The sequence below is a fragment of the Roseibium sp. 10G30-5 genome (assembly GCF_055809635.1).
On sequence record NZ_CM147918.1, the window covers coordinates 2439753 to 2461701 of the forward strand.

Consider the following 21949-nt stretch of genomic DNA (forward strand, 5'->3'; position numbering starts at 1 on the left):
GACGATTTCTGTGATGGACGAAAGATTGTTGTCATCTTGTTGCGCACTCGCGTCAGCGTTACATTTACAAAACTCACCAGTACCATTATTCTGCGCACGTAGAAACGTCAACGTCTTTTGGTGCCGGGAATGCCCTGGAGACAATAGCAGACAGAAGCAGATTTTGGGCCACTTTATCAGGTCCAGTTGGAGGTATCGTGAAGCTGGGAGAATGTCGGGGGAGGGGGCGTCCCAAAACCATTGATGATGAGACCCTTAAGGCAGGGATTATTCATCAAGCTTTGCAAATTTTCTATAAAAAACAGTATGATGGCACAACCATGAGTCTGGTGGCTGCTGCCTGTGGTATTTCCAAGCGCACCCTGTACCGCCTTTTCCCGTCCAAGCAGGATTTGTTTGCAGCGATCCTGTTGCAACAAGCCCGTGGTATTATTGCCCTTCCCGGCAATTATGATCATCTGCCTGTAGAAGAGGCGATCGCGCAAATTATGCGCATCGATCGGGACGACGAGGAATTCGGCGAGCATGCCTGCCTGATGCAGCTTTTCGTTATGGAGGCACAAAGCAATCCGGAACTGGACCAATTGCTTTACGAGCAAATAGGCACCAAGATTCATTGTCTTATCGCTCAATGGCTTGAGGCTCAAAAGGATAAGGGGCGTATTGCTATCGATGATCCGCGTCGCAGCGCCAATTTTCTGCTCGACCTGATGTTTGGTCTCTGTCTGGTGCCCCACGTGGGGCGCAACCCAATGTTGCCAGAGTTGGACCGTGCCTCCTACACCCGCGAGTGCATTCGTTTCTTTGTTCGTGGAGTGTTGCCGGTTGACGAAATCGTGAAGCGTGAGCACTTCTCTGATAACCTGAGAGCGGGTTGAGGGAATTGTGATCTAGATCAGGGGCCCTTCGTTTTCGGGCGAAGAATGTCGGGCATTAGTCTGGCGGAGATGCTGCCTGACAGTGTGCTTCGACATGCGGAAAGCCCGCCATCGCGGATGGCCCTTCGGCGGCGTGCCTGCTGTCAACCTTGGAGCACATTCATGTGGTCGGTTTCTGACAGATGGTGCGTTGCAAGTGACTGCTGTCGCGCCCGTTTCTTCTATCCAGCATGTCGAGGAATAGCCTGATGACGAATGTTTTTCAGACAAAGCGCCCGGTGATCATGAACCTTATTGCTAGCGGAGTTGTTGTGTTTTCCTGCCTGCCGGCACTTGCTGCCGCTACGAAGATGCCTCCCTTTCGGGATGACAGGTCAACTCCGACTGCGGTTCTTCAATCCTACTACAACGCAATCAATATGCAGCAATTGGTGCGTGCCTATTCCTATTGGGGCAATAGTCCGAATGTTCAGCCCTACAAGGCTTTTGAGCAAGGCTTCAAGTCTACAAAGCATGTGCGGGTTTTCATCGGCCAGATGACATCTGAAGGGGCCGCTGGCAGCGAATATTTTTATGTGCCGGTTGCATTGCGAAGTGTCAGCGCGGGCGGTACGGAAACAACTTATGCAGGGTGTTATACCTTGCGGCAAGTCAATCCGGACGTCCAGGCGGCACCTCCGTTCCAACCAACCCATATTGCCAAGGGCGATTTACGCAAGGTGACAGGTCCAGCGAAGGATGCGGTTCCAGCAACCTGTGGAGAGTGACCTGTTTGCCGTTTCAAACGGAGATTGGGCATCGGTGCTCAGATTAGGTTGTCGTCCGGGTCGTGGGTATGCCACTTGGGTTCAGAGGAGCATACTATTTGACCGACGCTGTCTTGGAAGCCGTATCTGGCAGAATGAGAATGGCGCGGAAGTCATTGATATTCGTCAGGGTGGGTCCTGTAATGACCTGTGCGTTCAATAGGCCGAAAACGGTGTGAGCGTCATTGGCGGCCAGGTGTTTCTTGAGATCCAGACCGAGTTTGTTCGCGTTGGAAAGGGTGTCGGGACCGATAACCGCACCGGCGACTTCCGCTCCTCCATCCACGCCATCGGTGTCGCAGGCGAGGGCATGAATGCCGGGTTTTCCGTCGAGTGCCAGGGCGAGAGCCAGACAGAACTCCGCATTTGGCCCTCCCGTCCCGTCTCCACGCCGTGTCACGGTCAGTTCCCCACCGGAAAGAATCAGTTGAGGCAGGTCCCCGGCGACCAGGTGGTCTGAAATTTCGATAGCCTGTTGCGCCTGACTGTAAGCAACGTCACGCGCTTCTCCTTCCAGGGTGTCGCCCAGAACATGGACAGTGCATCCAGCTTTGCGTGCCAGTTCTGCGGCGGCGTCCAGAGATTGTGATGGGGCAGCGATGATCCGGTTCTCAACGCGTGACAGGCGCGGGTTATCGGGAGCGATAACGCCCGTTGAGCGGTCAAGTGCAGAGCGCACGGAGTTTGGCAGGTCGAGCGCATACTCTGTAACGATTTGGCGAGCATCGGTGCTTGTTGAGGCTTCGCCTACAGTCGGCCCTGATCCTATGGAGGCGGGATCGTCGCCCGGAACATCGGAGATCATTAACGTCAGCATGCGGGCTGGATAGGCTGAGGCCGCCAACTGTCCGCCCTTGACGCGGCTGAGATGCTTGCGCAGACGGTTCATCTTGCCGATGGGGGCACCACTGGCAAGCAGGGCTGCATTGACAGCTTTCTTGTCTTCGAGACTGATGCCTGCGGACGGTGCGACAAGAAGGGACGAAGCGCCTCCGGAAATCAGGGCAAGTACAAAATCATTTTCGCCCAGACTGTCGAGAAGATCTAGTATTCGTAACGTGGCCTGAACACCGGCTTCGTCAGGGACTGGATGTGAGGCTTCGACGATTTCAATACCTGTACAGGGGCGGGCATACCCATAACGGGTGATGACGAGGCCTTCGCATGGTCCCCAGGCGGCTTCCACGGCTTCAGCCATTCGTGCGCTGGCTTTTCCCGCTCCCACGACCACGACGCGGCCGGCCGGTTTGGGTGGTAACTGGCTTGTCATAGAGCGCATGGGATCTGCAACTTCGACAGCCTTCTCGAAAAGACTGCGGAGAAACGTTGCAGGCTGGGCCGGGCCGGGAAACAGCATGATTTTGCCTCAAATCGAGAAAGAGAAGAGCTGTGACAGTACCACGGTATCGCCACAGCCTCATGCAGACGCATCAGGCAGGCGTCTTTTCCGCGTCCAGGAATTCCAGAACCATCGCTGCGGTCCAGGTGAAGCTGCCGCCACCACACGGGGTTCCGTCCGTGGGATCGTAGTATTCAGCAAAGCCGCCGGTGCGGATCAGATCCAGAGATGAGGATTTGATTTTCTCGGCCGTGTCCGGTGCAGCGGTCATCAGCCCATCCGCAATCATGAAATTGACGATAAGCCAGACGGGACCACGCCAGTAGCGACGGGCATCGAAGCGGCTGTCTTCCGGGTCGTGGCTTGGCACGAGATACTTGCTGCGAACGGCCAGCGCCTCGACCTTCTTCGCCAATCCGCGCAACCGTTCCGTGGGTAAGGGGGCAAAAGCCGCCATCAGCCCGCCCGAGGAAGCGCTGGCAACAAGCTCTCCGCTCACACGGTCCTTGCAGACATACTGGCCATGGAGCTCGCTCCAAAGCGTTTCCATGGCGGCAAGTCCCACCGCAGCCCAAGCCCGATTGCGGGCTGCGATTTCGGCTTCCCCTATCGCGTCCGCCACGACAGCCAGATCCTGGCAGGACCGGATGAGAATGGCGTTGAAACCCGGGTCAATGACCCGGAACGGTGAGGCGTCGTGCAGCTTGCTGTTGTCCCATCCAAGGCTGCGGAAATGTTCAACCAGCCAAAGGTAGCGATCATATTGTTCTTTCGTTGGGCGCATGGAGGCGTCCGCGTGATCCAGATCGCGTCTCTGATATGCTGAAATGCCCTCTGTGGGGACGCGTTCGAAAGCAATGTCCCAATCAATGGAATTGTCGCGACCAGATTCCCACGGGTGCAGGATCGCAACAAGCCCTTCTCCCTGCGGGTCGCGCGCCCTGAAAAACCAGTCGTGCCAGCGGTCAATGGCGGCGACCAGGCCACTTGCCCGGCGGTTTGCTTCACTTTTGTCGGTGGCGCGGTCGAAGAGACGGCGAACCGCAAATCCTGCGACAGGCGGCTGGGTAATCCCGGACGTGGCGACAGGGTGGCCTGTTTGCCAGACACTCGGGCCGGGGAAATACCCCTCATCGTCCTTGTGAAAGATGATGTGAGGAACCATGCCGTCTGGCCATTGATGGGCAAACAGTGTTTCAATCTCCCGCCAGGCCCGATCTTGGTCGAGACGGGCAAGGCCCAGCGCTGTCAGACAACTGTCCCAGTTCCATTGAAAGGGATAAAGGCCCTTCGTCGGCACCGTGTAGTCGCCACGGTCGTTCTCGCGCAGAATAGCTTTCGCCGCCGCCGCCAGCTCTAGAGTGTCAGAGTGCATTTCAGATGTCCTTTCAGGCTGGTACGGCAAGCCCGTTTTCAGCGTCAAACCAGCGGCACCGGCCCTCGACAGGGGCCAGTTTGATTGTGTCGCCAGCGGCGACTTTCGTGTTGTTGTCCAGTACGGCACGGAAGGAATGCCCATCGACGTCGCAAGTCACCAGAAGGTGCGGGCCAAGAGGCTCGACAATTTTTACGGTCGCGGGCAGTCCGTCTTCGGCCAGATGCAAGTCTTCTGGACGGATGGCAAATTCCAAAGGCGTGCTTGCCGAGGGGCCAGACATGGTCGTGCCTGCGACCTTCCAGTGATCGCCCTGCGGTTCCGCCGGCAGGAAATTCATCGGCGGATTGCCAATGAAGGAGCCCACAAATCGGGCCGCCGGATTGCTGTAGACGGAAATTGGATCGGAGGACTGAAGGATCTTGCCGCCATGCACGACCGAGATCCGGTCTGCCAGGCTCATGGCCTCCACCTGGTCGTGCGTCACGTAGATCGTGGTGGTCCTGGATTCGGCCAACACGCCTTTCAGCTCGGCTCGCATTTCCAGACGCAGCAGGGCGTCGAGATTGGACAACGGCTCATCCATCAGAATGACGTCCGGTTCCATGGCAAGGGCGCGAGCAACAGCTACACGTTGCCGTTGTCCGCCCGAGAGCTGGCCGGAATATCGTTTCAGCAACTGTTCGATGTGCATCAGTTCCGCAGTTCGATGGACGCGGCGCTCGACTTCAGCGTGTGGCATTTTTTGCATACGTAAGCCGAAGGCAATGTTTTCGAACACCGTCAGATGCGGAAACACTGCGTAATTCTGAAAGACCATGGCGATGCCACGGTCGCGTGGTGGCAAGTGATCGATTCGCCGGTCACCGATCCAAACTTCGCCCTCGCTGGCGGTTTCAAGCCCGGCAATGATCCGCAGCAGAGTGGTCTTGCCGCAGCCCGAAGCACCAAGCAGGACCATGAACTCCTGATCCGCAATCGTCATGTCGACGGAGTGCAGAGCAGTGAAGGCGCCAAATTTCTTGGCGACACCCTTGAGGATGATTTCAGCCATGACGGCTCCTATCGGTTGGCGATGCCCCACATCGCGAAGAGATATTTGCGCACCGCAAAAATGAAGATCAGCGCGGGCAGCACGAGAACGGCCCCCCGGCGAACTTCAACGGCAGTGGCGACACATCAAGACTGGTCAGAAGAAACGCGGTGAGTGTGCGATTCTGGACCGTGAGCACAGAGGCTGCGAAAACCTCATTCCACGAAATGACGAAGGCGAAGATCGCGGAGGCGGCAATGCCCGGCAACACCAGCGGTAAGATCACCTTGCGAAACCCTTGCCAGCGTGTGCAACCCATCGTCCAGGCGGCTTCTTCCAGCTCCAGCGGAATGCCTGAAAAGAGCGAAAAGGTGATCAATACGGCAAAGGGCAAGGCCAGTGTCGTGTGCACGAGGGCCAGACCGAAGGGGGTGTCGTCGATCCCGATACGCAGAAACAGAACGGCCAGAGGCAGTGCAAGCAATGGCAATGGAAAGGCTCGGGTCATCAGGACCAGAACACGGAAGCTCGTTTTGCCACGAAATTCGAAGCGGGACAGAGCGTAGCCTGCCGGCGCGCCGAAGCCGATCGACAGGACCATTGTGATGGTCGCCGTCAGGATCGAATTCCAAAGAGCCCAGGCCACGCCATCGAAGCCGGCGAAAAACTTCAGGCTTTCCAGATCGAAGCTCGGAATCCAGGCCTTTGGAAAGGCGTTGACGGCTTCCGGCGAGGATAGGGCGTTGAGGAAGAGAAGGTAGATCGGACCGATGACCCAGGCACATAGCAGCAGGACGGCGGCTCCTGTCAGCCGGCGGCCACGGCGTTTTAAAGTTGCTGTATTGCTCATAGCCCAGCCCCTTTTGGTACGCGCAGAAGGCGCAAGAAGACAAGCGTGAAACCGACGGAAATAGCCAGAATCACAATGGCAAGTGCAGCCGCCACATGCGTATCCTGCATGGAGAACTGCCACGAATAGACTTGCCCCATGAGAACGGGGAAATTGGTGCCGCCAAGCGTTGCCACCACTGCAAAGACCTCAAACGCCAGAATGGTTCGCAAAATGAGGGCTGTTTGAAGAGAGGGGCGCAGAAGCGGCAATGTCACCTTGCGAAACCGCTGCCATGGCGAGGCGCCAAAGACCTCAGCTGCTTCGCCGTATTCCTTCGGGATCAAGCCCAGTCCGGCAACAAGAATGACCAGCATGATGGCAGTCGCCCGCCAAATCTCAGCAATCATGACGGCAACAAAGATGATCCAGGGGTGTTGGTAGCCGAGCCAGATTTCCGGTTGCTGCTGCAAGCCAATTGCATGCAGGGCCGAATTCAGAAACCCGGTCTGATCAAATATCGCCAGCCAGATAAGCCCTGCTGCCAGGTCGGAAATACCCAGCGGAATGGTGAAGATATAAAGCGCGATGTCCCGGCCCCGCCGCAATTTGGTCACGAGAACCGCCATCGTCAGGGCGAGAACAGTTTGGATCGGGACAACGGCGACGGCCAGAATGACCGTGTTACGCAGAGCGACAGGGAACTTCCAGTAGTCAACCATCGTCTGGAAGTGCGCCAGTGTCAGCCCGCCCGGCCCACTGATTGCCTCCCAGGCGACCAGAATGAACGGGTAGATGAAAAAGATGCCCAGAAACAGCGTGGCGGGGGCCAATAAAAAATAGGGCAGTCCACGATTGGACATGGGGGTCTCCGGAAAAGGAATGACGGAGCGGGATGGCCCGGCGGGCCACCCCCTTATGAACAGGATGAGATTGTCTCGATCAATCGACCGGGCAGGCACCTTTGGATGGCTTATCCGGGGCCCAGCATGGCGCCTTCGACTTATCGATAATGCGGCGCATGGCACCAGCCTCATCCTTCAACACCTCCTTGATTGGCTGGCCGGCCAAAACGATGCGTTGGAAGCTGTCGAGGAAGATATGGTTGAACTGACCGCCGAGCTTGCCCAGACCGACCGGCAACAGGGCAGGCAGAGCATCCTTGGCACCGCTCATCTGGGAAATGGCAGCGCCCGACATCTTGACCGAAGCAGGCATGTCAGACGGCAGCTTAACGTTTGTCACGGGGAAAAAGCTTGTGGCTTTCAGCGTGGCAATCTGTGTCTTCGGCTGTAACATGTACTTGATCAGCGCTTCGGCCTTTGCCTTGTCCGGACCCGTTTTCGGAATGGCCAGCCCCGCGATCACAGGCATGAAGCCACGTCCTGCGGGCCCGGCCGGAGCCGGAAAGGCAACGAAGTCATCCGGATGCTTGTTGAAGGCATCGGCCAGACGCGCCGTGTGATCGAAGGCAACCCATACTTGCCCAGACTGAAGCGGGTCCTGCATGAAGGCATAACTGGTCGAGGCCGGGTTGGTGTATTTCCAGAGTTCTTTTAGCTTCGTCCATGCGGTGACAGCTTCGGGTGAATTGAATTTCGTCACCATGGAATGCGTGTAAGAAGGATAGAGATACCCCTCCAGGAAGCGGTGCATCAGACCTTTTGGACCCGCTGGGAAGCCCATTTTCGGCCCTCCCGTTTTTTCCGCCAGAGTCTTTGCCCAGGCGATCAGCTGATCGTAGGTGAGTGCGTTGATATCCGCCCCTTTCGGCAGATATTTCAGGGCCTTCTTGTTGGCCGCCATAATGTAGGTGGCCTGCATCCAGGGGATGTATTTCTGCTGATCGGTGTTGAGCGTGCCAAGCTTCATGAAGGATGGCTTTACCTTGACATCACCAAGATCGATCTTGGACAAATCCGCCAGACCGTCAGCGACGGAGCTGAGTTCTCCGTTCAGGCCGCCCAGCACATCAATGGTTCCCTTGCCCGCGCTGAGTTCAGCCTGCAAACGGGTGATCCACGGCCCCTGATCATTGGCCTGGTAGTTCACTTTGTCCTGAAAGCTGCCCAGAACATTGGAGCGCATGGCCTGCGTTTCTTCTACCGGTTTGGCCTGCGTGGACCAGAACAGAACGTCTGCCTGGGCCGGGGCATTGGCCATCACCAACAAGGCGCCAACCGCCGTGCATAATCCTTTGATTGAATTTTTCATGTCTTCCTCCCATGGTTGAATTAAGTGTCACATGATGGCGCCAGCCTGCGGACGTTCGGGGGCAGGGCCGTGACTGCCGCGCTCCACCAGCACGGCTTGCAGCAAGGCTGATGGCGGCTGCGCGCTCTGGTCGCGCAGTTGTGTCACCAGCATTCCGGCAATTTGTCGCGCGCTGTCGCGCGTTGATTGGTCGAAGGTTGTAAGGCCGGGCGTTGAAAACGCTGTCGTCGGCAGATTATCGAATCCTATGACCGAGATATCTTGAGGCACCCGCAGATTGAGCGCATAAGCCTCCTGCATCACCATCAGCCCAAGCTCATCAAACAGCGCCAGAAATGCGGTTGGACGATCCGGCTTCTGCAAAAGATCTCGGATGGCGGCGCGGCACGCTTGCGTATCGAAGCGCGGCATATGCAGTTCCGCAAGGGTGACCGAAGGGTCAGAGAGGGCCGTCATGGCCTGCCTGACACCTTGTTCACGGTGCAGTCGAAAGCTCATGCGTTCGGCAATGGAAACGAGGCCGAACGAGCGGTGTCCTAGACCGTGAAGCAATTGGAAAGCTTCCGAAAAAGCAGCAGCTCCATCCGTGTCGAGCCAGGAAAACGGCTCAGGTGCTTCCATACGACCATGGGCGACGAAGGGCACGTGCTGCTCGATCAGGAACCTCACGCGCGGATCTTGTTCCGCGATACGAGTGAGAACGATGCCGTCCGCACGCCCGGCCCGTACAACATGCTCAAGAACTTCCATTTCGGTTTGCCCCTGAGAGGCCGCCGCAATGAACAGATCCGAGCCGTGCTCCACGAGGCCTTCCCCAAGGCCCGTGACGAAATCGCCCAGAAAGCTATCAACAAAATTCGGTCCCCGAACCGGCAATACAAGGCCAACGAACCCCGTGCGCCCCGAGACAAGCATCCGCCCGGCCATGTTCGGCACATAACCAATTTTGTGAGCCAGCTCACGCACACGTTTACGCGTGCGCGGTGACACATCGTCATAGTCAGCCAATGCCCGCGAGGCAGTCGTGATAGACACCTCGGCGGCTTCAGCCAACTCTTTTAGGGTTCGTCGCTTGCTCATTTTTTTCCAAAACGTTTTGGGAGCGATTTTTAAGAGTCCTAAAACGTTTTGGATGACTGATCAAGAGAATTTGGGAAACCTGCGGAGCCGACTGTTTCACAAGGCTTCAATGAGACCACCTTGGTCTGAGAAATGAGATGGGCCGCAAGAGCGAGCCGGACGGCGGAAAATTCACTTCGAATCTCAGTTATTTACAGCGTGAAATTGCGATTGAGCCCATGTTGCACATTTAGAATTGAAAATCTGTGTTGACGGATCGATACGTATCAATGAGTATGTCGATACGTATCGATCAGAGGTTTTGAATGAAAAAGCGTCGGGTGACACAACGGGATGTTGCAGAAAGAGCGAATGTCGCTCAGGCGACAGTGTCGCTCGTTCTCAATGGCGGAGGAAGCAAGGTCGCGCCGGAAACGGCCGAGAGAATTGAGCAGGCGATTGCCGATCTTGGTTATCAACCCAATCGATTTGCACAGGCCCTGCGCACCAACCGGACCCACGTTATTGCCTGCGTTGTGCCCGATCTGGCGAACCCTTTTTATCCCTCCCTCGTCGTTGCGGTTCAGAAAATCGCGCGGGTTGCGGGATATGAAGTGGTGACCGTGGACACCGAAGGGCTCGTCGAGAATGAAACCCAGGTTTTGCAGGCCGCGCAACACGGTCGTTACGACGGTATTGTCGGTGTCTTTTTCAAGGTCACGGCGCGCGATATGGCCCCCTTGACCAAACTTCATGTTCCTGTTGTCCGGGTCGAAGTGACACGCAAGCAGGGCGGAGAACTGCTGATCGATGATCTTTTCATCGATAATGAGGCTGCGGCCTGCGCCCTGACCAAGCGCTTGCTGGAGTTTGGTCACCAGCGAATTGCGATGGTGACGGTTCCCGGTGGTCCGCAACGTGTGCGGTTGCAGGGCTATCTGAATGCCATGACCGATGCGGGGATCGAACCCATTGTCGTTGAGGCCTCAAGTTTTACTCTGGAGGCAGGGCGCGCGGTCGCTGATCGCCTTGCGGCCGGTCCGTTACGCGCAACAGCGGTAATCGCCGCGAATGATCTCATGTCGATCGGCGTCATGCAGGGGCTGACCGAGCGCGGGATTGTCATTCCCGATGATATTTCGGTGGCCGGCTTCGATAACATTCTAGCGTCGGCGCTTGTAACGCCGGCACTGACAACTGTCGCTCAATTTCAGGAAAAAATAGGCGCTCGAGCGGCAGAAGTGCTTCTGGACAGGCTGGACAATACCCGCACTGGACAGGGGCGCACGGAGGAAATGCCGTTTGAAATTATCAATCGGGAATCTGTTTCGGCTCCGGCGCGTTAGCTGGGGTCCTCAATGGGAGGAGTGGAGATGATTAAGGTCAGACTTTTGGCGGCTGCAGCCATTCTGGGAGGAATGGTTCACGCTGCCGCCGCACAGGAGCGCGTGACTTGGTGGTATGAACAGGCAACCCCAGCGCAGCAGAAACTGATTGCGCAGTACATCGTTGATCCGTTCAACACGCAAGACACGAAATACGATCTGAGGGTCGATTACCGTGGCAACGAGCTCGACAAGCAGCTTCGCGTTGCCATGCTTTCCGGCAATGGACCGGATGTCGTGTATACGCCTGGCCCCAGCTATGTTGCCCCTATGGCGCAAGCGGGTCAGTTGGCCCCGCTGGATCAATATGCTGCAAAATATGGATGGGACAAGAAGATCCTGCCTGTTTTCCTTCAGATGGGCCAATACAATGGCAAGCTCTATGCGTTGCCGAAAACGTATGAAACGCTTGGTCTCTTTTACAATAAAACGTTGTTTGAAAAGAATGGATGGCAACCGCCCAAGTCACTGGATGAGTTGGAGGCTCTTGCCGACAAGATGCTCAAGGCTGGCATCATTCCATTTGCAGCAGGCAATGCCGACTGGCGCGGCGCCAATGAATGGTTCGTCACGCTGGCGCTGAACGCGATTGCCGGGCCCGACAACCTGAACAAGGCGTTGCGTGGCGAGATTCCTGGACGGCAGAGCCTTTTCAAAAGGCGATCACCCGTCTGGGCCAATGGTGGCAGAAGGGCTATTTCGGCAAGAATTATTTCTCTCTGACCAGCAGTGAGCAGGTGGCGGATCTGATGGCGTCCGGCCGTGCGGGTATGATGCCAAGCGGAACGTGGCAGTTTCAGAACGTTGCGACCTATGCCGAGAAGGATCATTCCGAGGCAGGTTTCGTCGGGTTCCCAAGCGTAAGCGGCCCACCTGTCTTTCCCTTGGGCGTAGGGTCGACCTTCTCGATCGGCGCCAAGGCGCGAAACAAGGATGGGGCTGCCGCTGCAATCAACTTCATCTTCACGCCGAAAGTTTACGGCGAAATGAACTCCGCTTGGCAGGGCGAGTGGAACATTCCGCTGAAAGACCTGTCCGGCGTGAAGATGGCGTCGAATGTGACACCGCTGTTTACCAGCACCATGAAGCAGCTTTCCAACTCGGTAAACGAGGGGAATTACGGCTACACGACCTGGACGTTCCTGCCGCCTGCCACAGACAACTTCCTGATCAATGGCATCGAAGAGGTCTGGCTCAAGCGGACAACGCCGAAAGAGTTTCTGACCAAGCTGAACGCCACCTTCCAGAAGGAATTGAAGGCAGGCAAGGTTCCAGCCGTGCCGAAGCGCTGAGACTGAAACGGGTCTTCCGGACGGGCCGCGTGCGCTCGTCCGGAGATGACCTTCATTGAATTTCAGACAGAACCGGGCCGTTCAGGTCCGGCAGGGATACGTCATGCATCGCCTCTATGTGCTGCCGACATTTCTGATCAATCTCGTCATTATCGCCATACCCGCATTGCTGACGGTTTTCTTGGCATTTTTTGAATGGGATGGCATCAGTTCGCCGGTCTTCGTGGGTCTGGCCAACTTCCAGGATCTGTGGAACGACAGCGTCTTCTGGACGGCTCTGACCAATAACATTATCTGGACGCTCATCTTCCTGACGATCCCGATTGCCATGGGATTGCTTGCGGCAACGATGATGTTGGTTGCTCGCCGGGGGACCAGCTACTTCAGGTGATCTATTTTTTGCCCGTCGTGATTGCCACAGCCATTACCGGTCGCGTGTGGCAGGGGATGATTTATTCGCCGGTCACAGGCATTACCGGGCTGCTTCAGCGCACGGGATTTGATGTTACCAATCCGCTCACCCATGCCTCGACCGCGCTTTACGGCATCGCCGTCGTCGACCTTTGGCACTGGTGGGGCTTTCTGTGTGTGATCTTCTTTGCCGCCCTGCGACAGGTGCCACAGGAGCAAATCGAAGCGGCCCGTGTTGAGGGCGCGACGTTTCCGCAGATGATCCGCTATGTCCTTTTGCCAGGCATCAAGCCGACTATCACGCTGATGATGATCATGACCGTGATCTGGTCCTTCCTGGTGTTTGACTTTGTCTACATCCTGACGCAGGGCGGTCCGGCCTATTCCTCCGAGGTCCTGTCGACCTTTGCCTATCGGTCGGCTTTCTACAATCTGGCCGTTGGCAAGGCTGCTGCCATCTCGGTGGTAATCAGTCTTTTCGGGCTTGCTGCAACCGTATTTTACATTCGATCGCAAGCGAGGGAGTTCGACCAATGAGAATGACCGAAAGTCGTGTCACGCTGACACTCGTTTATCTGACGCTCGGCATCTTGCTGATCATCACCTTGTTCCCGATTGTTCTTCTGGTTCTGAATTCCCTCAAGCCATCGGCACAGATCGTCCAGAACCCGCTGGCCTTAGCCCTCGCAGTTTCGGTGGGACAATTTCACCCGTGCCTGGAGCGATGCAAACTTCGGTCGGACGCTTCTGAACTCAGCTTTGCTGACCGGCATGACGATCTTTCTGGTCTGCACCACAGGGTCTTTGACTGCCTACGTGCTTGCCCGCCGGAAAATCAAATCCTGGAAGATCCTGACGTTCTATCTGCTCGCCAGCACGACAGCTCCCATCCAGCTTTTCCTGTTTCCGCTCTACTTTGGGTTCGCCCGGCTCGGTCTCATTAACAATCCGATCGCGGTCGCCTTCATCTATACGGCGGTCTATTCGCCCTTCGCCATCATGCTTTTACGGACGTATTTCCTCGCGGTTCCGCGCGAACTGGAAGAGGCCGCCCTTATTGATGGAGCGACACACTGGCAGGTTTTTCGCCGGGTCTTCCTACCCATCGTCTCTCCTGGAATTCTGACCGTGGCTCTGATCATCGGACTGTATTCCTGGAACGAGTTTCTGATTGCGACAACCTTCCTGCAGGGTCAGGACCGTTTGACGGCAGTTGTTTCCTTCTTTCTTCTGTCCGGCCAGTACAGCTCCGACTGGGGCGAGATCATGGCTGCGGCGTTGATCATCATTCTACCTATCGTGGTCCTTTTCCTGTTGCTGCAGCGTCGCTTCATCGAAGGCATGGCTGGCGGCTCGGTAAAGGGCTGACAAGGAGCGTTTCATGACTATTCCTAATGACTACACGAACCGGGTATACGCAGGTGTTCTGGGCAAGCTGATCGGTGTTTATCTTGGCCGTCCTTTCGAAAACTGGCGCTACAAGGACATTCTCGAAAAGCTCGGGCCGATCACCTATTACGTTCATGACCGTCTCGGGGAGCCGCTGGTGGTCACCGATGATGATGTGGCTGGAACGTTCACCTTTCCGCGCGCCCTCGATGATTATGAAGCATCGGCCGACCTGTCGTCGGAGGACATTGGTCGCGCCTGGCTGAACTACATTATCGAGGAGCGTTCGATCTTGTGGTGGGGCGGCTCGGGAAATTCAACGGAACACACCGCCTGGCTCAATCTGGCCAAAGGGATCGCAGCCCCTGCCTCCGGGTCCATCGCGGTGAACGGCAGGACGGTTGCCGAACAGATCGGCGCGCAGATCTTTATTGATGGCTGGGCGCTGGTGTCGCCCGGCAGTCCCGCTCAGGCTGCAAAGCTAGCCCGGGCCGCCGCGACGGTCAGTCATGACGGAGAGGCGGTCAACGCAGCCATTCTTTGGGCGGCAATGGAAGCAGAAGCCTTTGTCAGCAAGGATGTGAACCATCTGATCGACAAGGGCCTGTCGTTCATTCCAGAGGACAGCCTGATCGCGAAGCTGATCGCGGATCTGCGACAGTGGACGTCTGGCAATGACGACTGGGAAGCAACCCGCCAAAAGATCGAGGACAATTATGGCTATGACCGATATCCGGGCAACTGCCATGTGATCCCCAATCATGCGGTGATGATCATGGCGCTTTTGCATGCCCCCGATGACTTCCAGCGCGGCCAGATGATCGTCAACACATCCGGATGGGACACAGACTGCAACGCGGGCAATCTCGGGTGTCTGCACGGCATCATGCTTGGTCTCGAAGGTCTTGAGGCTGGGCCGGATTGGCGCGGGCCTGTTGCCGACCGGCTTTACATATCGACCGCTGATGGTGGCCGCTCAATCACAGACGCCGTGGAAATTGCGTTGTGGCTGGCCAATATTGGGCGGAAACTTGCGGGTGAGAAAGAAGAGAAACCTCCTAAAAATGGTGCACAGTTCCATTTTTCGTTGCTAAGGGTCGGTTCAAGGGTTTCAGGTTCGCAACACAGCAACATCCATTGATGATTTTCGAATAAGCGGCACAGGAAGTGCTCTGAAGCTTGATTTTTCCGCCTTGGCCGCCGGTCGCGAAGCCGTTGTCACAACGCCTGTCTTTACACCGCAGGACGTGAAAGACATGCGGACTTATGACTTGATGGCAAGCCCGCGCCTTCACGCCGGGCAAACGGTGAGAGCCGTTTTGCGCGCAGACAAAGCGCTGACGTCCAACATTGATGTGAAATTACGTCTTCGCCATTACGACGGCAGTGACAGTCTGGTCGATCTGGATCAGGCTGCACCTGTAGGTCTGCACTCAGGGCGCAGCGTTTCACTGGAGTGGGTTGTGCCTGAAACGCACTTCCAACCCATTGCGGAGATTGGCGTGGTACTGACCTGTGCATCCGGCCGTGCTGACGGATGTGTTTTTCTGGAAGAAGTGTCGTGGAGCGGGTGTCCGCAGGTGACATTCCGCCGACCCGAAGGGGCTGGCGATTTCTGGCGCAAGGCCTGGGTCAGCAATGTTCATTTCTTCTCGAAGAATTTTCCGCAGGACTTCCGCATCAGTCAGGACCGCGGAGAGGGGTTGATCATGCAGGGTGGCCGAGATTGGCGTGACTACCGTGTGGAAGCGGATCTGATGTTTCATCTTGGAAATTATGGTGGGCTGGTCTTCCGGGCGGAGGGACAGCGTCGCTATTACCTCGCACGTGTCACGCGAGATGGGTCCCTCGACCTTGTCCTGCGCAAGGACGAGACGGAAACCGTGCTTGCGTCGACCCCCATGGCGCTAGAATTTGAAACCGGCTTCACGCTCGTTGTAACGGCGAAGGGAGATCATTTGAGTGCGACGATCGGCTCTGTCTCGGTCGAAACACAGGACAAGACCTTTGCCGGTGGCGCCGCCGGTCTTCTGGTGCATGAAGGAGCCCTGTCTGCGCGGTTCATTCGCGTAGGGCAAGCGTGAGGAGAGACGCCATGGCCAGTGTAACGATAGACAACCTCATCAAGGCCTACGGTGGCATGGAAGTCATCCACGGCATCAATGCAGCGATCAACGATGGCGAGTTCGTCGTGCTTGTTGGACCTTCGGGGTGCGGGAAATCGACACTTCTGAGGATGATTGCAGGGCTTGAAGATATTTCCGGTGGCCACATTTCAATTGGCGAACGCGTTGTCAATGATCTGCCGCCCAAGAGTCGGGACATCTCCATGGTGTTTCAGAATTATGCGCTTTATCCGCATATGACGGTTGAGGAGAATATGGCTTTCTCACTGACACTTGCGGGGGCGGACAAAGCCGAGAAAAAGCGGACAGTTCACGCTGCCGCCGAAATACTCGGCTTGACGCCGCTGTTGGATCGCAAGCCCAAAGCGCTGTCTGGTGGGCAACGCCAGCGCGTCGCGATGGGTCGTTCCATCGTGCGAAATCCTCAGGTTTTCCTGTTCGACGAACCTCTTTCAAACCTTGATGCCAAACTTCGCGTTCAGATGCGTGGGGAGATCAAGGCCTTGCATCGCCGTTTGGGCACGACCATGATTTATGTCACGCATGACCAGATTGAAGCGATGACAATGGCAGACCGCATTGTCGTCATGCAGGCCGGTCATATCGAGCAAATAGGGTCGCCTCTTGACCTGTATGACCGACCGGCCAATGCGTTTGTTGCCCAATTCATCGGTTCGCCGTCGATGAATCTGTTTTCGGCGGTGATGGATAACGGGGAGCTCGTGCTTCAGTCCGGAGAACGCACAGGCCTTCAGGTTCAGACAAATACGGTACGGCCAGGGCAGAAGGTGCAGGTCGGCAAGCGTCCCGAAGAAATCTGGCTCTCAAGGCAGTCCGGCATCATGGCGACTGTCGAGAACATTGAGCCAACCGGTTCTGAGACCTTCGTGGAGTTCAAGCTGCACGATATGACAATCTCGATTGTCCTCAGGGATCGTCCGGATTTTTCCATTGGTGACACCCTGGGTCTCAACCTCGACCGAGGCGCAGTGCATCTTTTCGACGCCGATACCGGCCAACGCTTCGAGGAGTGACTGCATAGTCGGGGCACGGGCAAACGAGGGGCGAGGTGCTCTTGCCAGTTGCGTTGGCAATTGTTTGATAGGACGGCCATGCTTTCTCGGTGTGGCCGTTCATGTGTGTGGTGATGAGATAAAGCGCTACGGACCTGTCGCTGTCGCTCAAATCCCCATCACAACTCAACCGCTGTAACCATTGCAGCTTCGCTTCACATCCCAAAACGCCCGATGCTCACTCACGAGCCGGCTCCCGAAGCAACCGCAGCTATTCGCAATGCAGACTTGGCTGTAGGAGGAAAGCAGGAAAATCAGGCATTTCTTGTACATACTGCGAAGAATGCCCTGGATGAGACATTAGTCGAGTTGGGTAAGATGCTAATTTTATGCAAGAAACTTGGTGCACCCGACAGGATTCGAACCTGTGGCCTCTGCCTTCGGAGGGCAGCGCTCTATCCAGCTGAGCTACGGGTGCATGATTGGATCTCTTTGATCACAATGCGTGACAAATAGCGGATCAAACCTGAGGCTTCAATTGGTTTCTTCGATTTTGGACAGATTGTGTGGGCCTCAGGTCACAGAGCGGGTTGTTGTGCGTCTTGTGACGACATGGTTGTGCTGATGGGGATGCTTTTCGGCAATAATATTTCAAAATCCTGCGGACTTTAGAGGTTTGAACGAAAAAAAACGCACGAGCCTTGCAGCCCATGCGTTAAAGTCTTTGTGCACATGGCCCCATCGACCATGGCGTGTACTGTACTGAATTGGGCGCTTTTTGTCATCACTGCGACCTATATTATTTTTTGATTTACTAAATGCGGACTCATTGGAATTCATGCTGGATCGGCCAGATCTACGCTGCGTGAGCCCGTGTGGTTTATATCTGGATGATTTTGGGCAGATATGGATAACTACCTATAAACACTCATAAAAAATTACTTCTGAAAATGTCCTGTATGAAAAGGCCAATGCGTTTGGAGTCGATTTACCAAATGAGAAGGCCGGACACATGGGGTGTCCGGCCTTCTCTCAAGAATGAAATAAGTATTCTTACTTAGATGTCCAAATTGGAGACATTCAGGGCATTTTCCTGGATGAACTCGCGACGTGGATCGACTTCGTCGCCCATCAGCTTAGTAAAAATATCATCGGCATCATCTGCTTCGCGTAGTTTTACTTGCAAGAGCGAGCGGGCGTTGGGGTCAAGCGTGGTTTCCCAAAGCTGTTCCGGGTTCATCTCACCCAGACCCTTGTAACGCTGCATGGAGATGCCCTTTTGGCCGAAAGTGAAGATCTGTTGCAGCAGGGCGCGGGGGCCCCGAATGTCATGGCGCGTGTCTTTGCGCCTCAGCTCGGCGGCTTTGCCATAGACTTCATTCAGATGGTCCGCATGGCCGTTGAGACGGCGGGCATCTGAGGAATCCAGCAATGCCTGATCGATGAAGGCGACTTCCTTCACACCACGCACTGTGCGGGTGAACTGCAAGCTGCCGTCTTCCCGAATATCACCAACCCAGCCGCGTTCGAATTCATCGGCCAGAATATCAAGACGACGCGCGACATAATCGGCAACTTCCTGAGCTTTCTCGGGATTGGCAAGGCTCTCCGGGTTAAGTGCCCCGGCAATAGCGGCTTGCTCAACGACATCGCGGTTGTAGCGCGAATGTAGGCCATCAAAGATACCTGAGATGGTGCGTGCCGTCACGATGGTGAGCCGCATGTCTTCACCGGTGCGCACTTCGCCCGTTGCAAGGGTCAGCGAGGCATCTTCCGTACCGGTGGCAATCAGATAGTTTTCGAGGGCGGCCTGATCCTTCAGATATTGCTCGGACTGCCCGCGCTTCACCTTGTAGAGCGGAGGCTGGGCAATGTAGATGTAGCCATTCTCGACCAAGGCGGGCATCTGACGATAGAAAAACGTCAGCAGCAAAGTCCGGATGTGGGCGCCATCGACATCAGCATCCGTCATGATGATGATCTTGTGATAGCGCAGCTTTTCCAGATTGAATTCCTCTTTGCCAATCCCCGTGCCAAGCGCTGTGATCAATGTGCCGATTTCATTGGACGACAGCATCTTGTCGAAGCGAGCGCGTTCTACATTGAGGATCTTGCCGCGCAGGGGCAGCACGGCCTGGTTTTTGCGGTGACGTCCCTGTTTTGCAGACCCGCCAGCGGAATCGCCCTCCACCAGGAAGAGTTCGGCTTTGGTGGCATCGCGCTCCTGACAGTCGGCCAGCTTGCCGGGGAGAGAGGCAATGTCGAGCGCGCCTTTGCGCCGGGTCAGATCGCGCGCCTTGCGGGCGGCCTCGCGTGCTGTGGCGGCTTCCACCACTTTGGAGGTGACAGCCTTTGCAGGGCCTGGATTTTCTTCCAGCCAATCCGATAGCGCGCTTGAGATCAGATTTTCCACGACCGGGCGCACTTCGGACGAAACCAGCTTGTCCTTCGTCTGGGACGAGAACTTGGGGTCCGGCACCTTGACGGAAAGCACACAGGACAGCCCTTCACGGCAGTCGTCGCCGGTGAGGCTGACCTTTTCGCGCTTCAAAAGGCCGGAGCTTTCAGCGTAGCCTGTGATTTGGCGCGTCAGTGACGCGCGGAAGCCCGCCAGATGTGTGCCGCCATCGCGCTGCGGAATGTTGTTGGTGAAACAGAGAACCTGTTCGTGGTAGCTGTCGTTCCACCACAGAGCGGCTTCCACGGTGATGCCGTCGCGCTCAGAGCGCACGACAATTGGAGCATCAATCAGCGGACGCTTGGCGCGGTCCAGGAAGCGAACGAAGGCTTCCAGGCCGCCTTCGTAGTGCAACTCCTCAACGCGCTCTTCGACGCCGCGGTTGTCAGTCAGGATGATAAAGACACCAGAGTTCAGGAAGGCCAGCTCGCGCAGGCGGTGCTCCAGTGTGTCGAAATCGAATTCGATCCTGGTGAAGGTCTCGGGCGAAGGCGTAAAGGTCACCTGAGTGCCTTTTTGGCCGTTGGCCGAGCCGACAACTTCAAGCGGCGCTACGGCATCGCCGTGGCTGAAGCGCATGAAGTGTTCCTTGTCATTACGCCAGATGCGCAGATCAAGCGTTGTGGACAAGGCATTCACCACCGAAACACCCACGCCGTGCAAGCCGCCGGAAACCTTGTAGGAGTTCTGATCGAACTTTCCGCCCGCGTGCAACTGAGTCATGATGACTTCGGCCGCAGAGACGCCTTCCTCGGTGTGCATATCCGTTGGAATACCACGCCCGTTATCGGAGACGGTCACTGATCCGTCTGCGTTCAGCGTAACGGTAACGCGGTCGGCATGCCCGGCAAGGGCTTCGTCGATGGCATTGTCGACCACCTCGTAGACCATGTGATGCAGACCGGACCCGTCATCGGTATCGCCGATATACATTCCGGGTCTTTTTCGGACAGCGTCAAGTCCCTTGAGCACCTTGATGGAATCGGCACCATATTCGGCCGATGCGTCAGGAGAATTGGGTTCGGAAGGTTCGGACATTGAAGTGTCGCTCATGCGAATCAGTCACCAGTCGATCTTTGCAGTAATGTTCTGTTATACGGTGTTCGACAGCGGGTTCAACCGCAGGAACGGAGACCCCGTGGAGAAACCGCTGATCTGGTAGAAAAACCACGAAAATCCGACGAATTTAAGGGACTTGTGGACCATTAAGAGGGGCTGTTCCTTCCTGCGTCACTTGCAGCACCTGTCCCTCTGCGGGCAGCTGTTCGAAAAGGGCTGCGTCTGTCCCTGTCATGAACACCTGTCCGCCTTGTGCAACCAGCCGTTCAAACAGGGCGAGGCGGCGTTGCGGGTCCAGATGAGCTGCCACTTCATCCAGTAAAAGCAACGGCGGCTTGCCGCTGACCGACCGGGTCAGATCGGCATGAGCAAGAACCAGCCCGATGAGCAAGGCTTTCTGCTCGCCAGTTGATGATTGCGCTGCCGGCATCGCCTTGGCGGCATGGCGAACGTTGAGATCGGAGAGGTGAGGGCCGGTCAATGTACGCCCTGCGGCCCGATCTTGTCGGCGACCATCATGTAGCAAACGACGATAGACGTCCTCCCGGTCAGTCGCGCTCAGGTGGCTTGTCTGCTCTTCAAAGGAACCCAGCAGTGTCAACTCAGCCTGCGGAAAAGGGCTTTCACCATCATCCTTCTTTTGGTCGATGGTACGGGCCAGCAGATTGGTGGTTTCATTGCGGGCAATGGAAACTGCAGTGCCCAGTTCGGCAACCTGTTGCTCGAGAGCGTCCAGATAACTGGCGCCTCCTTGTTCCAACAGTCGATTGCGTTGCCGCAGGGCCTTTTCGAAATTGGAGACCCGGCGACCATGTGTGGGGTCAAGGGAGAGGGTCAGGCGATCCAGAAATCGGCGACGGTCCGAGGCGGGCCCCGTGAACAGACCATCCATGCTGGGCACAAGCCACAACATGCGCAAATAATCGAGAAGATCTTCCGAGGAGCCAGCATCTTCTCCGTCGATGCGAACCTTGCGGCTGGCTTCTTGAGGTGCAAGGCCTGTGCCGATGCGGTGCACATACCCATCGCGGCTCAGACTGGCTGCCACTGCCCATCCGCCAGCGCCTTGCGTCCGTGCGACGCTTGCCAGTTTGGCACGACGTAAGCCGCGACCGGCAGTCAGGAATGAGATGGCTTCGAGGATGTTGGTCTTGCCAATGCCATTGGGGCCGACAAAAGCCACCAATGGACGCGAGAAGCTCGCGTCCATCTGGGTGTAGTTTCTGAAATCGGTCAGGGTCAGGCGCATCAGCGCCACCGGCAGGTTGCCAGTCATTCAGGCC

The 21949-nt window shown here is 56.3% G+C and carries 19 protein-coding genes, 1 tRNA gene and 1 pseudogene; 11 read left to right on the forward strand and 10 right to left on the reverse strand.

Annotated elements, in window-relative coordinates; genetic code table 11:
- Window positions 1–197: 197 nt before the first annotated feature.
- Together AC0L7U_RS12375 and AC0L7U_RS12380 are read left to right on the forward strand one after the other, a co-directional pair.
- Window positions 198–878 carry a TetR/AcrR family transcriptional regulator gene (locus AC0L7U_RS12375; RefSeq protein ID WP_473691065.1) on the forward strand — a complete coding sequence of 227 codons (681 nt, stop codon included), beginning with the start codon at window positions 198–200 and terminating at the stop codon, window positions 876–878.
- A gap of 248 nt (window positions 879–1126) precedes the next feature.
- Window positions 1127–1645 carry a hypothetical protein gene (locus AC0L7U_RS12380; RefSeq protein ID WP_473691067.1) on the forward strand — a complete coding sequence of 173 codons (519 nt, stop codon included), beginning with the start codon at window positions 1127–1129 and terminating at the stop codon, window positions 1643–1645.
- Between the two features lie 94 nt (window positions 1646–1739).
- Here the strand turns inward: AC0L7U_RS12380 and AC0L7U_RS12385 are convergent, their stop codons facing one another.
- The 7 genes and pseudogenes from AC0L7U_RS12385 to AC0L7U_RS12415 all read right to left on the reverse strand — a co-directional run bounded on the left by AC0L7U_RS12385 (window position 1740) and on the right by AC0L7U_RS12415 (window position 9554).
- Complete coding sequence (locus tag AC0L7U_RS12385; RefSeq protein ID WP_473691069.1) at window positions 1740–3041, reverse strand: glycerate kinase type-2 family protein; 1302 nt, start codon at window positions 3039–3041, stop codon at window positions 1740–1742.
- 73 nt (window positions 3042–3114) lie between these two features.
- Window positions 3115–4398 (reverse strand): amylo-alpha-1,6-glucosidase, encoded by a 1284-nt coding sequence (locus AC0L7U_RS12390; RefSeq protein ID WP_473691071.1) that lies wholly within the window; start codon window positions 4396–4398, stop codon window positions 3115–3117.
- A 13-nt stretch (window positions 4399–4411) separates the two neighbouring features.
- Window positions 4412–5452: an ABC transporter ATP-binding protein gene (locus tag AC0L7U_RS12395; RefSeq protein WP_473691073.1), complete on the reverse strand. Its 1041-nt coding sequence runs from the start codon at window positions 5450–5452 to the stop codon at window positions 4412–4414.
- An 8-nt stretch (window positions 5453–5460) separates the two neighbouring features.
- Window positions 5461–6281, reverse strand: a pseudogene (locus AC0L7U_RS12400) (carbohydrate ABC transporter permease).
- Window positions 6278–7123 carry a carbohydrate ABC transporter permease gene (locus AC0L7U_RS12405; protein ID WP_473691075.1) on the reverse strand — a complete coding sequence of 282 codons (846 nt, stop codon included), beginning with the start codon at window positions 7121–7123 and terminating at the stop codon, window positions 6278–6280. Before AC0L7U_RS12405 ends, AC0L7U_RS12400 begins: the two are co-directional and overlap by 4 nt.
- Before the next feature lie 79 nt (window positions 7124–7202).
- Complete coding sequence (locus tag AC0L7U_RS12410; RefSeq protein ID WP_473691077.1) at window positions 7203–8474, reverse strand: ABC transporter substrate-binding protein; 1272 nt, start codon at window positions 8472–8474, stop codon at window positions 7203–7205.
- A 27-nt stretch (window positions 8475–8501) separates the two neighbouring features.
- Window positions 8502–9554 (reverse strand): LacI family DNA-binding transcriptional regulator, encoded by a 1053-nt coding sequence (locus AC0L7U_RS12415; RefSeq protein WP_473691079.1) that lies wholly within the window; start codon window positions 9552–9554, stop codon window positions 8502–8504.
- A gap of 305 nt (window positions 9555–9859) precedes the next feature.
- On the opposite strand from AC0L7U_RS12415, the gene AC0L7U_RS12420 reads away from it, so the two are divergent.
- The 9 genes from AC0L7U_RS12420 (at window position 9860) to AC0L7U_RS12460 (ending at window position 17170) form a co-directional block, all read left to right on the forward strand.
- Window positions 9860–10879 carry a LacI family DNA-binding transcriptional regulator gene (locus tag AC0L7U_RS12420; RefSeq protein WP_473691081.1) on the forward strand — a complete coding sequence of 340 codons (1020 nt, stop codon included), beginning with the start codon at window positions 9860–9862 and terminating at the stop codon, window positions 10877–10879.
- A 27-nt stretch (window positions 10880–10906) separates the two neighbouring features.
- Window positions 10907–11641: an ABC transporter substrate-binding protein gene (locus AC0L7U_RS12425; RefSeq protein ID WP_473691083.1), complete on the forward strand. Its 735-nt coding sequence runs from the start codon at window positions 10907–10909 to the stop codon at window positions 11639–11641.
- On the forward strand, window positions 11638–12210 hold the full coding sequence (locus tag AC0L7U_RS12430; RefSeq protein ID WP_473695795.1) for an extracellular solute-binding protein: 573 nt from the start codon (window positions 11638–11640) through the stop codon (window positions 12208–12210). The genes AC0L7U_RS12425 and AC0L7U_RS12430 overlap by 4 nt, the downstream gene beginning before the upstream one ends.
- Window positions 12211–12265: 55 nt before the next feature.
- Entirely contained in the window at window positions 12266–12601 is a 336-nt protein-coding gene (locus AC0L7U_RS12435) for a carbohydrate ABC transporter permease (RefSeq protein ID WP_473691085.1), read from the forward strand.
- Window positions 12598–13158 carry a carbohydrate ABC transporter permease gene (locus tag AC0L7U_RS12440; protein ID WP_473691087.1) on the forward strand — a complete coding sequence of 187 codons (561 nt, stop codon included), beginning with the start codon at window positions 12598–12600 and terminating at the stop codon, window positions 13156–13158. The genes AC0L7U_RS12435 and AC0L7U_RS12440 overlap by 4 nt, the downstream gene beginning before the upstream one ends.
- Before the next feature lie 234 nt (window positions 13159–13392).
- The gene (locus AC0L7U_RS12445; RefSeq protein ID WP_473691088.1) at window positions 13393–13989 is read left to right on the forward strand and encodes a carbohydrate ABC transporter permease; all 597 of its coding nucleotides are present in this window, start codon (window positions 13393–13395) and stop codon (window positions 13987–13989) included.
- Window positions 13990–14002: 13 nt separating this feature from the next.
- A complete protein-coding gene (locus AC0L7U_RS12450; RefSeq protein ID WP_473691090.1) occupies window positions 14003–15151 on the forward strand; it encodes an ADP-ribosylglycohydrolase family protein in 1149 nt (382 codons plus the stop codon).
- Window positions 15152–15266: 115 nt separating this feature from the next.
- On the forward strand, window positions 15267–16094 hold the full coding sequence (locus tag AC0L7U_RS12455; protein WP_473691091.1) for a hypothetical protein: 828 nt from the start codon (window positions 15267–15269) through the stop codon (window positions 16092–16094).
- A gap of 11 nt (window positions 16095–16105) precedes the next feature.
- The gene (locus tag AC0L7U_RS12460; protein WP_473691093.1) at window positions 16106–17170 is read left to right on the forward strand and encodes an ABC transporter ATP-binding protein; all 1065 of its coding nucleotides are present in this window, start codon (window positions 16106–16108) and stop codon (window positions 17168–17170) included.
- A gap of 380 nt (window positions 17171–17550) precedes the next feature.
- Here the strand turns inward: AC0L7U_RS12460 and AC0L7U_RS12465 are convergent.
- The 3 genes from AC0L7U_RS12465 to recF all read right to left on the reverse strand — a co-directional run bounded on the left by AC0L7U_RS12465 (window position 17551) and on the right by recF (window position 21942).
- Window positions 17551–17627: transfer RNA gene (locus AC0L7U_RS12465), tRNA-Arg, on the reverse strand.
- A 579-nt stretch (window positions 17628–18206) separates the two neighbouring features.
- Window positions 18207–20660 carry a DNA topoisomerase (ATP-hydrolyzing) subunit B gene (gene gyrB, locus AC0L7U_RS12470; RefSeq protein WP_473691095.1) on the reverse strand — a complete coding sequence of 818 codons (2454 nt, stop codon included), beginning with the start codon at window positions 20658–20660 and terminating at the stop codon, window positions 18207–18209.
- A 133-nt stretch (window positions 20661–20793) separates the two neighbouring features.
- Entirely contained in the window at window positions 20794–21942 is a 1149-nt protein-coding gene (gene recF / locus AC0L7U_RS12475) for a DNA replication/repair protein RecF (protein WP_473691097.1), read from the reverse strand.
- Window positions 21943–21949 lie beyond the last annotated feature (7 nt).

Coding starts and splice junctions, on each gene's coding strand:
- AC0L7U_RS12385 (WP_473691069.1), bottom strand. CDS start 3,041: ATGCTGTTTCCCGGCCCGGCCCAGCCTGCAACGTTTCTCCGCAGTCTT.
- recF (WP_473691097.1), bottom strand. CDS start 21,942: ATGACTGGCAACCTGCCGGTGGCGCTGATGCGCCTGACCCTGACCGAT.
- gyrB (WP_473691095.1), bottom strand. CDS start 20,660: ATGAGCGACACTTCAATGTCCGAACCTTCCGAACCCAATTCTCCTGAC.
- AC0L7U_RS12420 (WP_473691081.1), top strand. CDS start 9,860: ATGAAAAAGCGTCGGGTGACACAACGGGATGTTGCAGAAAGAGCGAAT.
- AC0L7U_RS12450 (WP_473691090.1), top strand. CDS start 14,003: ATGACTATTCCTAATGACTACACGAACCGGGTATACGCAGGTGTTCTG.
- AC0L7U_RS12455 (WP_473691091.1), top strand. CDS start 15,267: ATGCGGACTTATGACTTGATGGCAAGCCCGCGCCTTCACGCCGGGCAA.
- AC0L7U_RS12445 (WP_473691088.1), top strand. CDS start 13,393: ATGACGATCTTTCTGGTCTGCACCACAGGGTCTTTGACTGCCTACGTG.
- AC0L7U_RS12415 (WP_473691079.1), bottom strand. CDS start 9,554: ATGAGCAAGCGACGAACCCTAAAAGAGTTGGCTGAAGCCGCCGAGGTG.
- AC0L7U_RS12390 (WP_473691071.1), bottom strand. CDS start 4,398: ATGCACTCTGACACTCTAGAGCTGGCGGCGGCGGCGAAAGCTATTCTG.
- AC0L7U_RS12405 (WP_473691075.1), bottom strand. CDS start 7,123: ATGTCCAATCGTGGACTGCCCTATTTTTTATTGGCCCCCGCCACGCTG.
- AC0L7U_RS12380 (WP_473691067.1), top strand. CDS start 1,127: ATGACGAATGTTTTTCAGACAAAGCGCCCGGTGATCATGAACCTTATT.
- AC0L7U_RS12410 (WP_473691077.1), bottom strand. CDS start 8,474: ATGAAAAATTCAATCAAAGGATTATGCACGGCGGTTGGCGCCTTGTTG.
- AC0L7U_RS12425 (WP_473691083.1), top strand. CDS start 10,907: ATGATTAAGGTCAGACTTTTGGCGGCTGCAGCCATTCTGGGAGGAATG.
- AC0L7U_RS12395 (WP_473691073.1), bottom strand. CDS start 5,452: ATGGCTGAAATCATCCTCAAGGGTGTCGCCAAGAAATTTGGCGCCTTC.
- AC0L7U_RS12460 (WP_473691093.1), top strand. CDS start 16,106: ATGGCCAGTGTAACGATAGACAACCTCATCAAGGCCTACGGTGGCATG.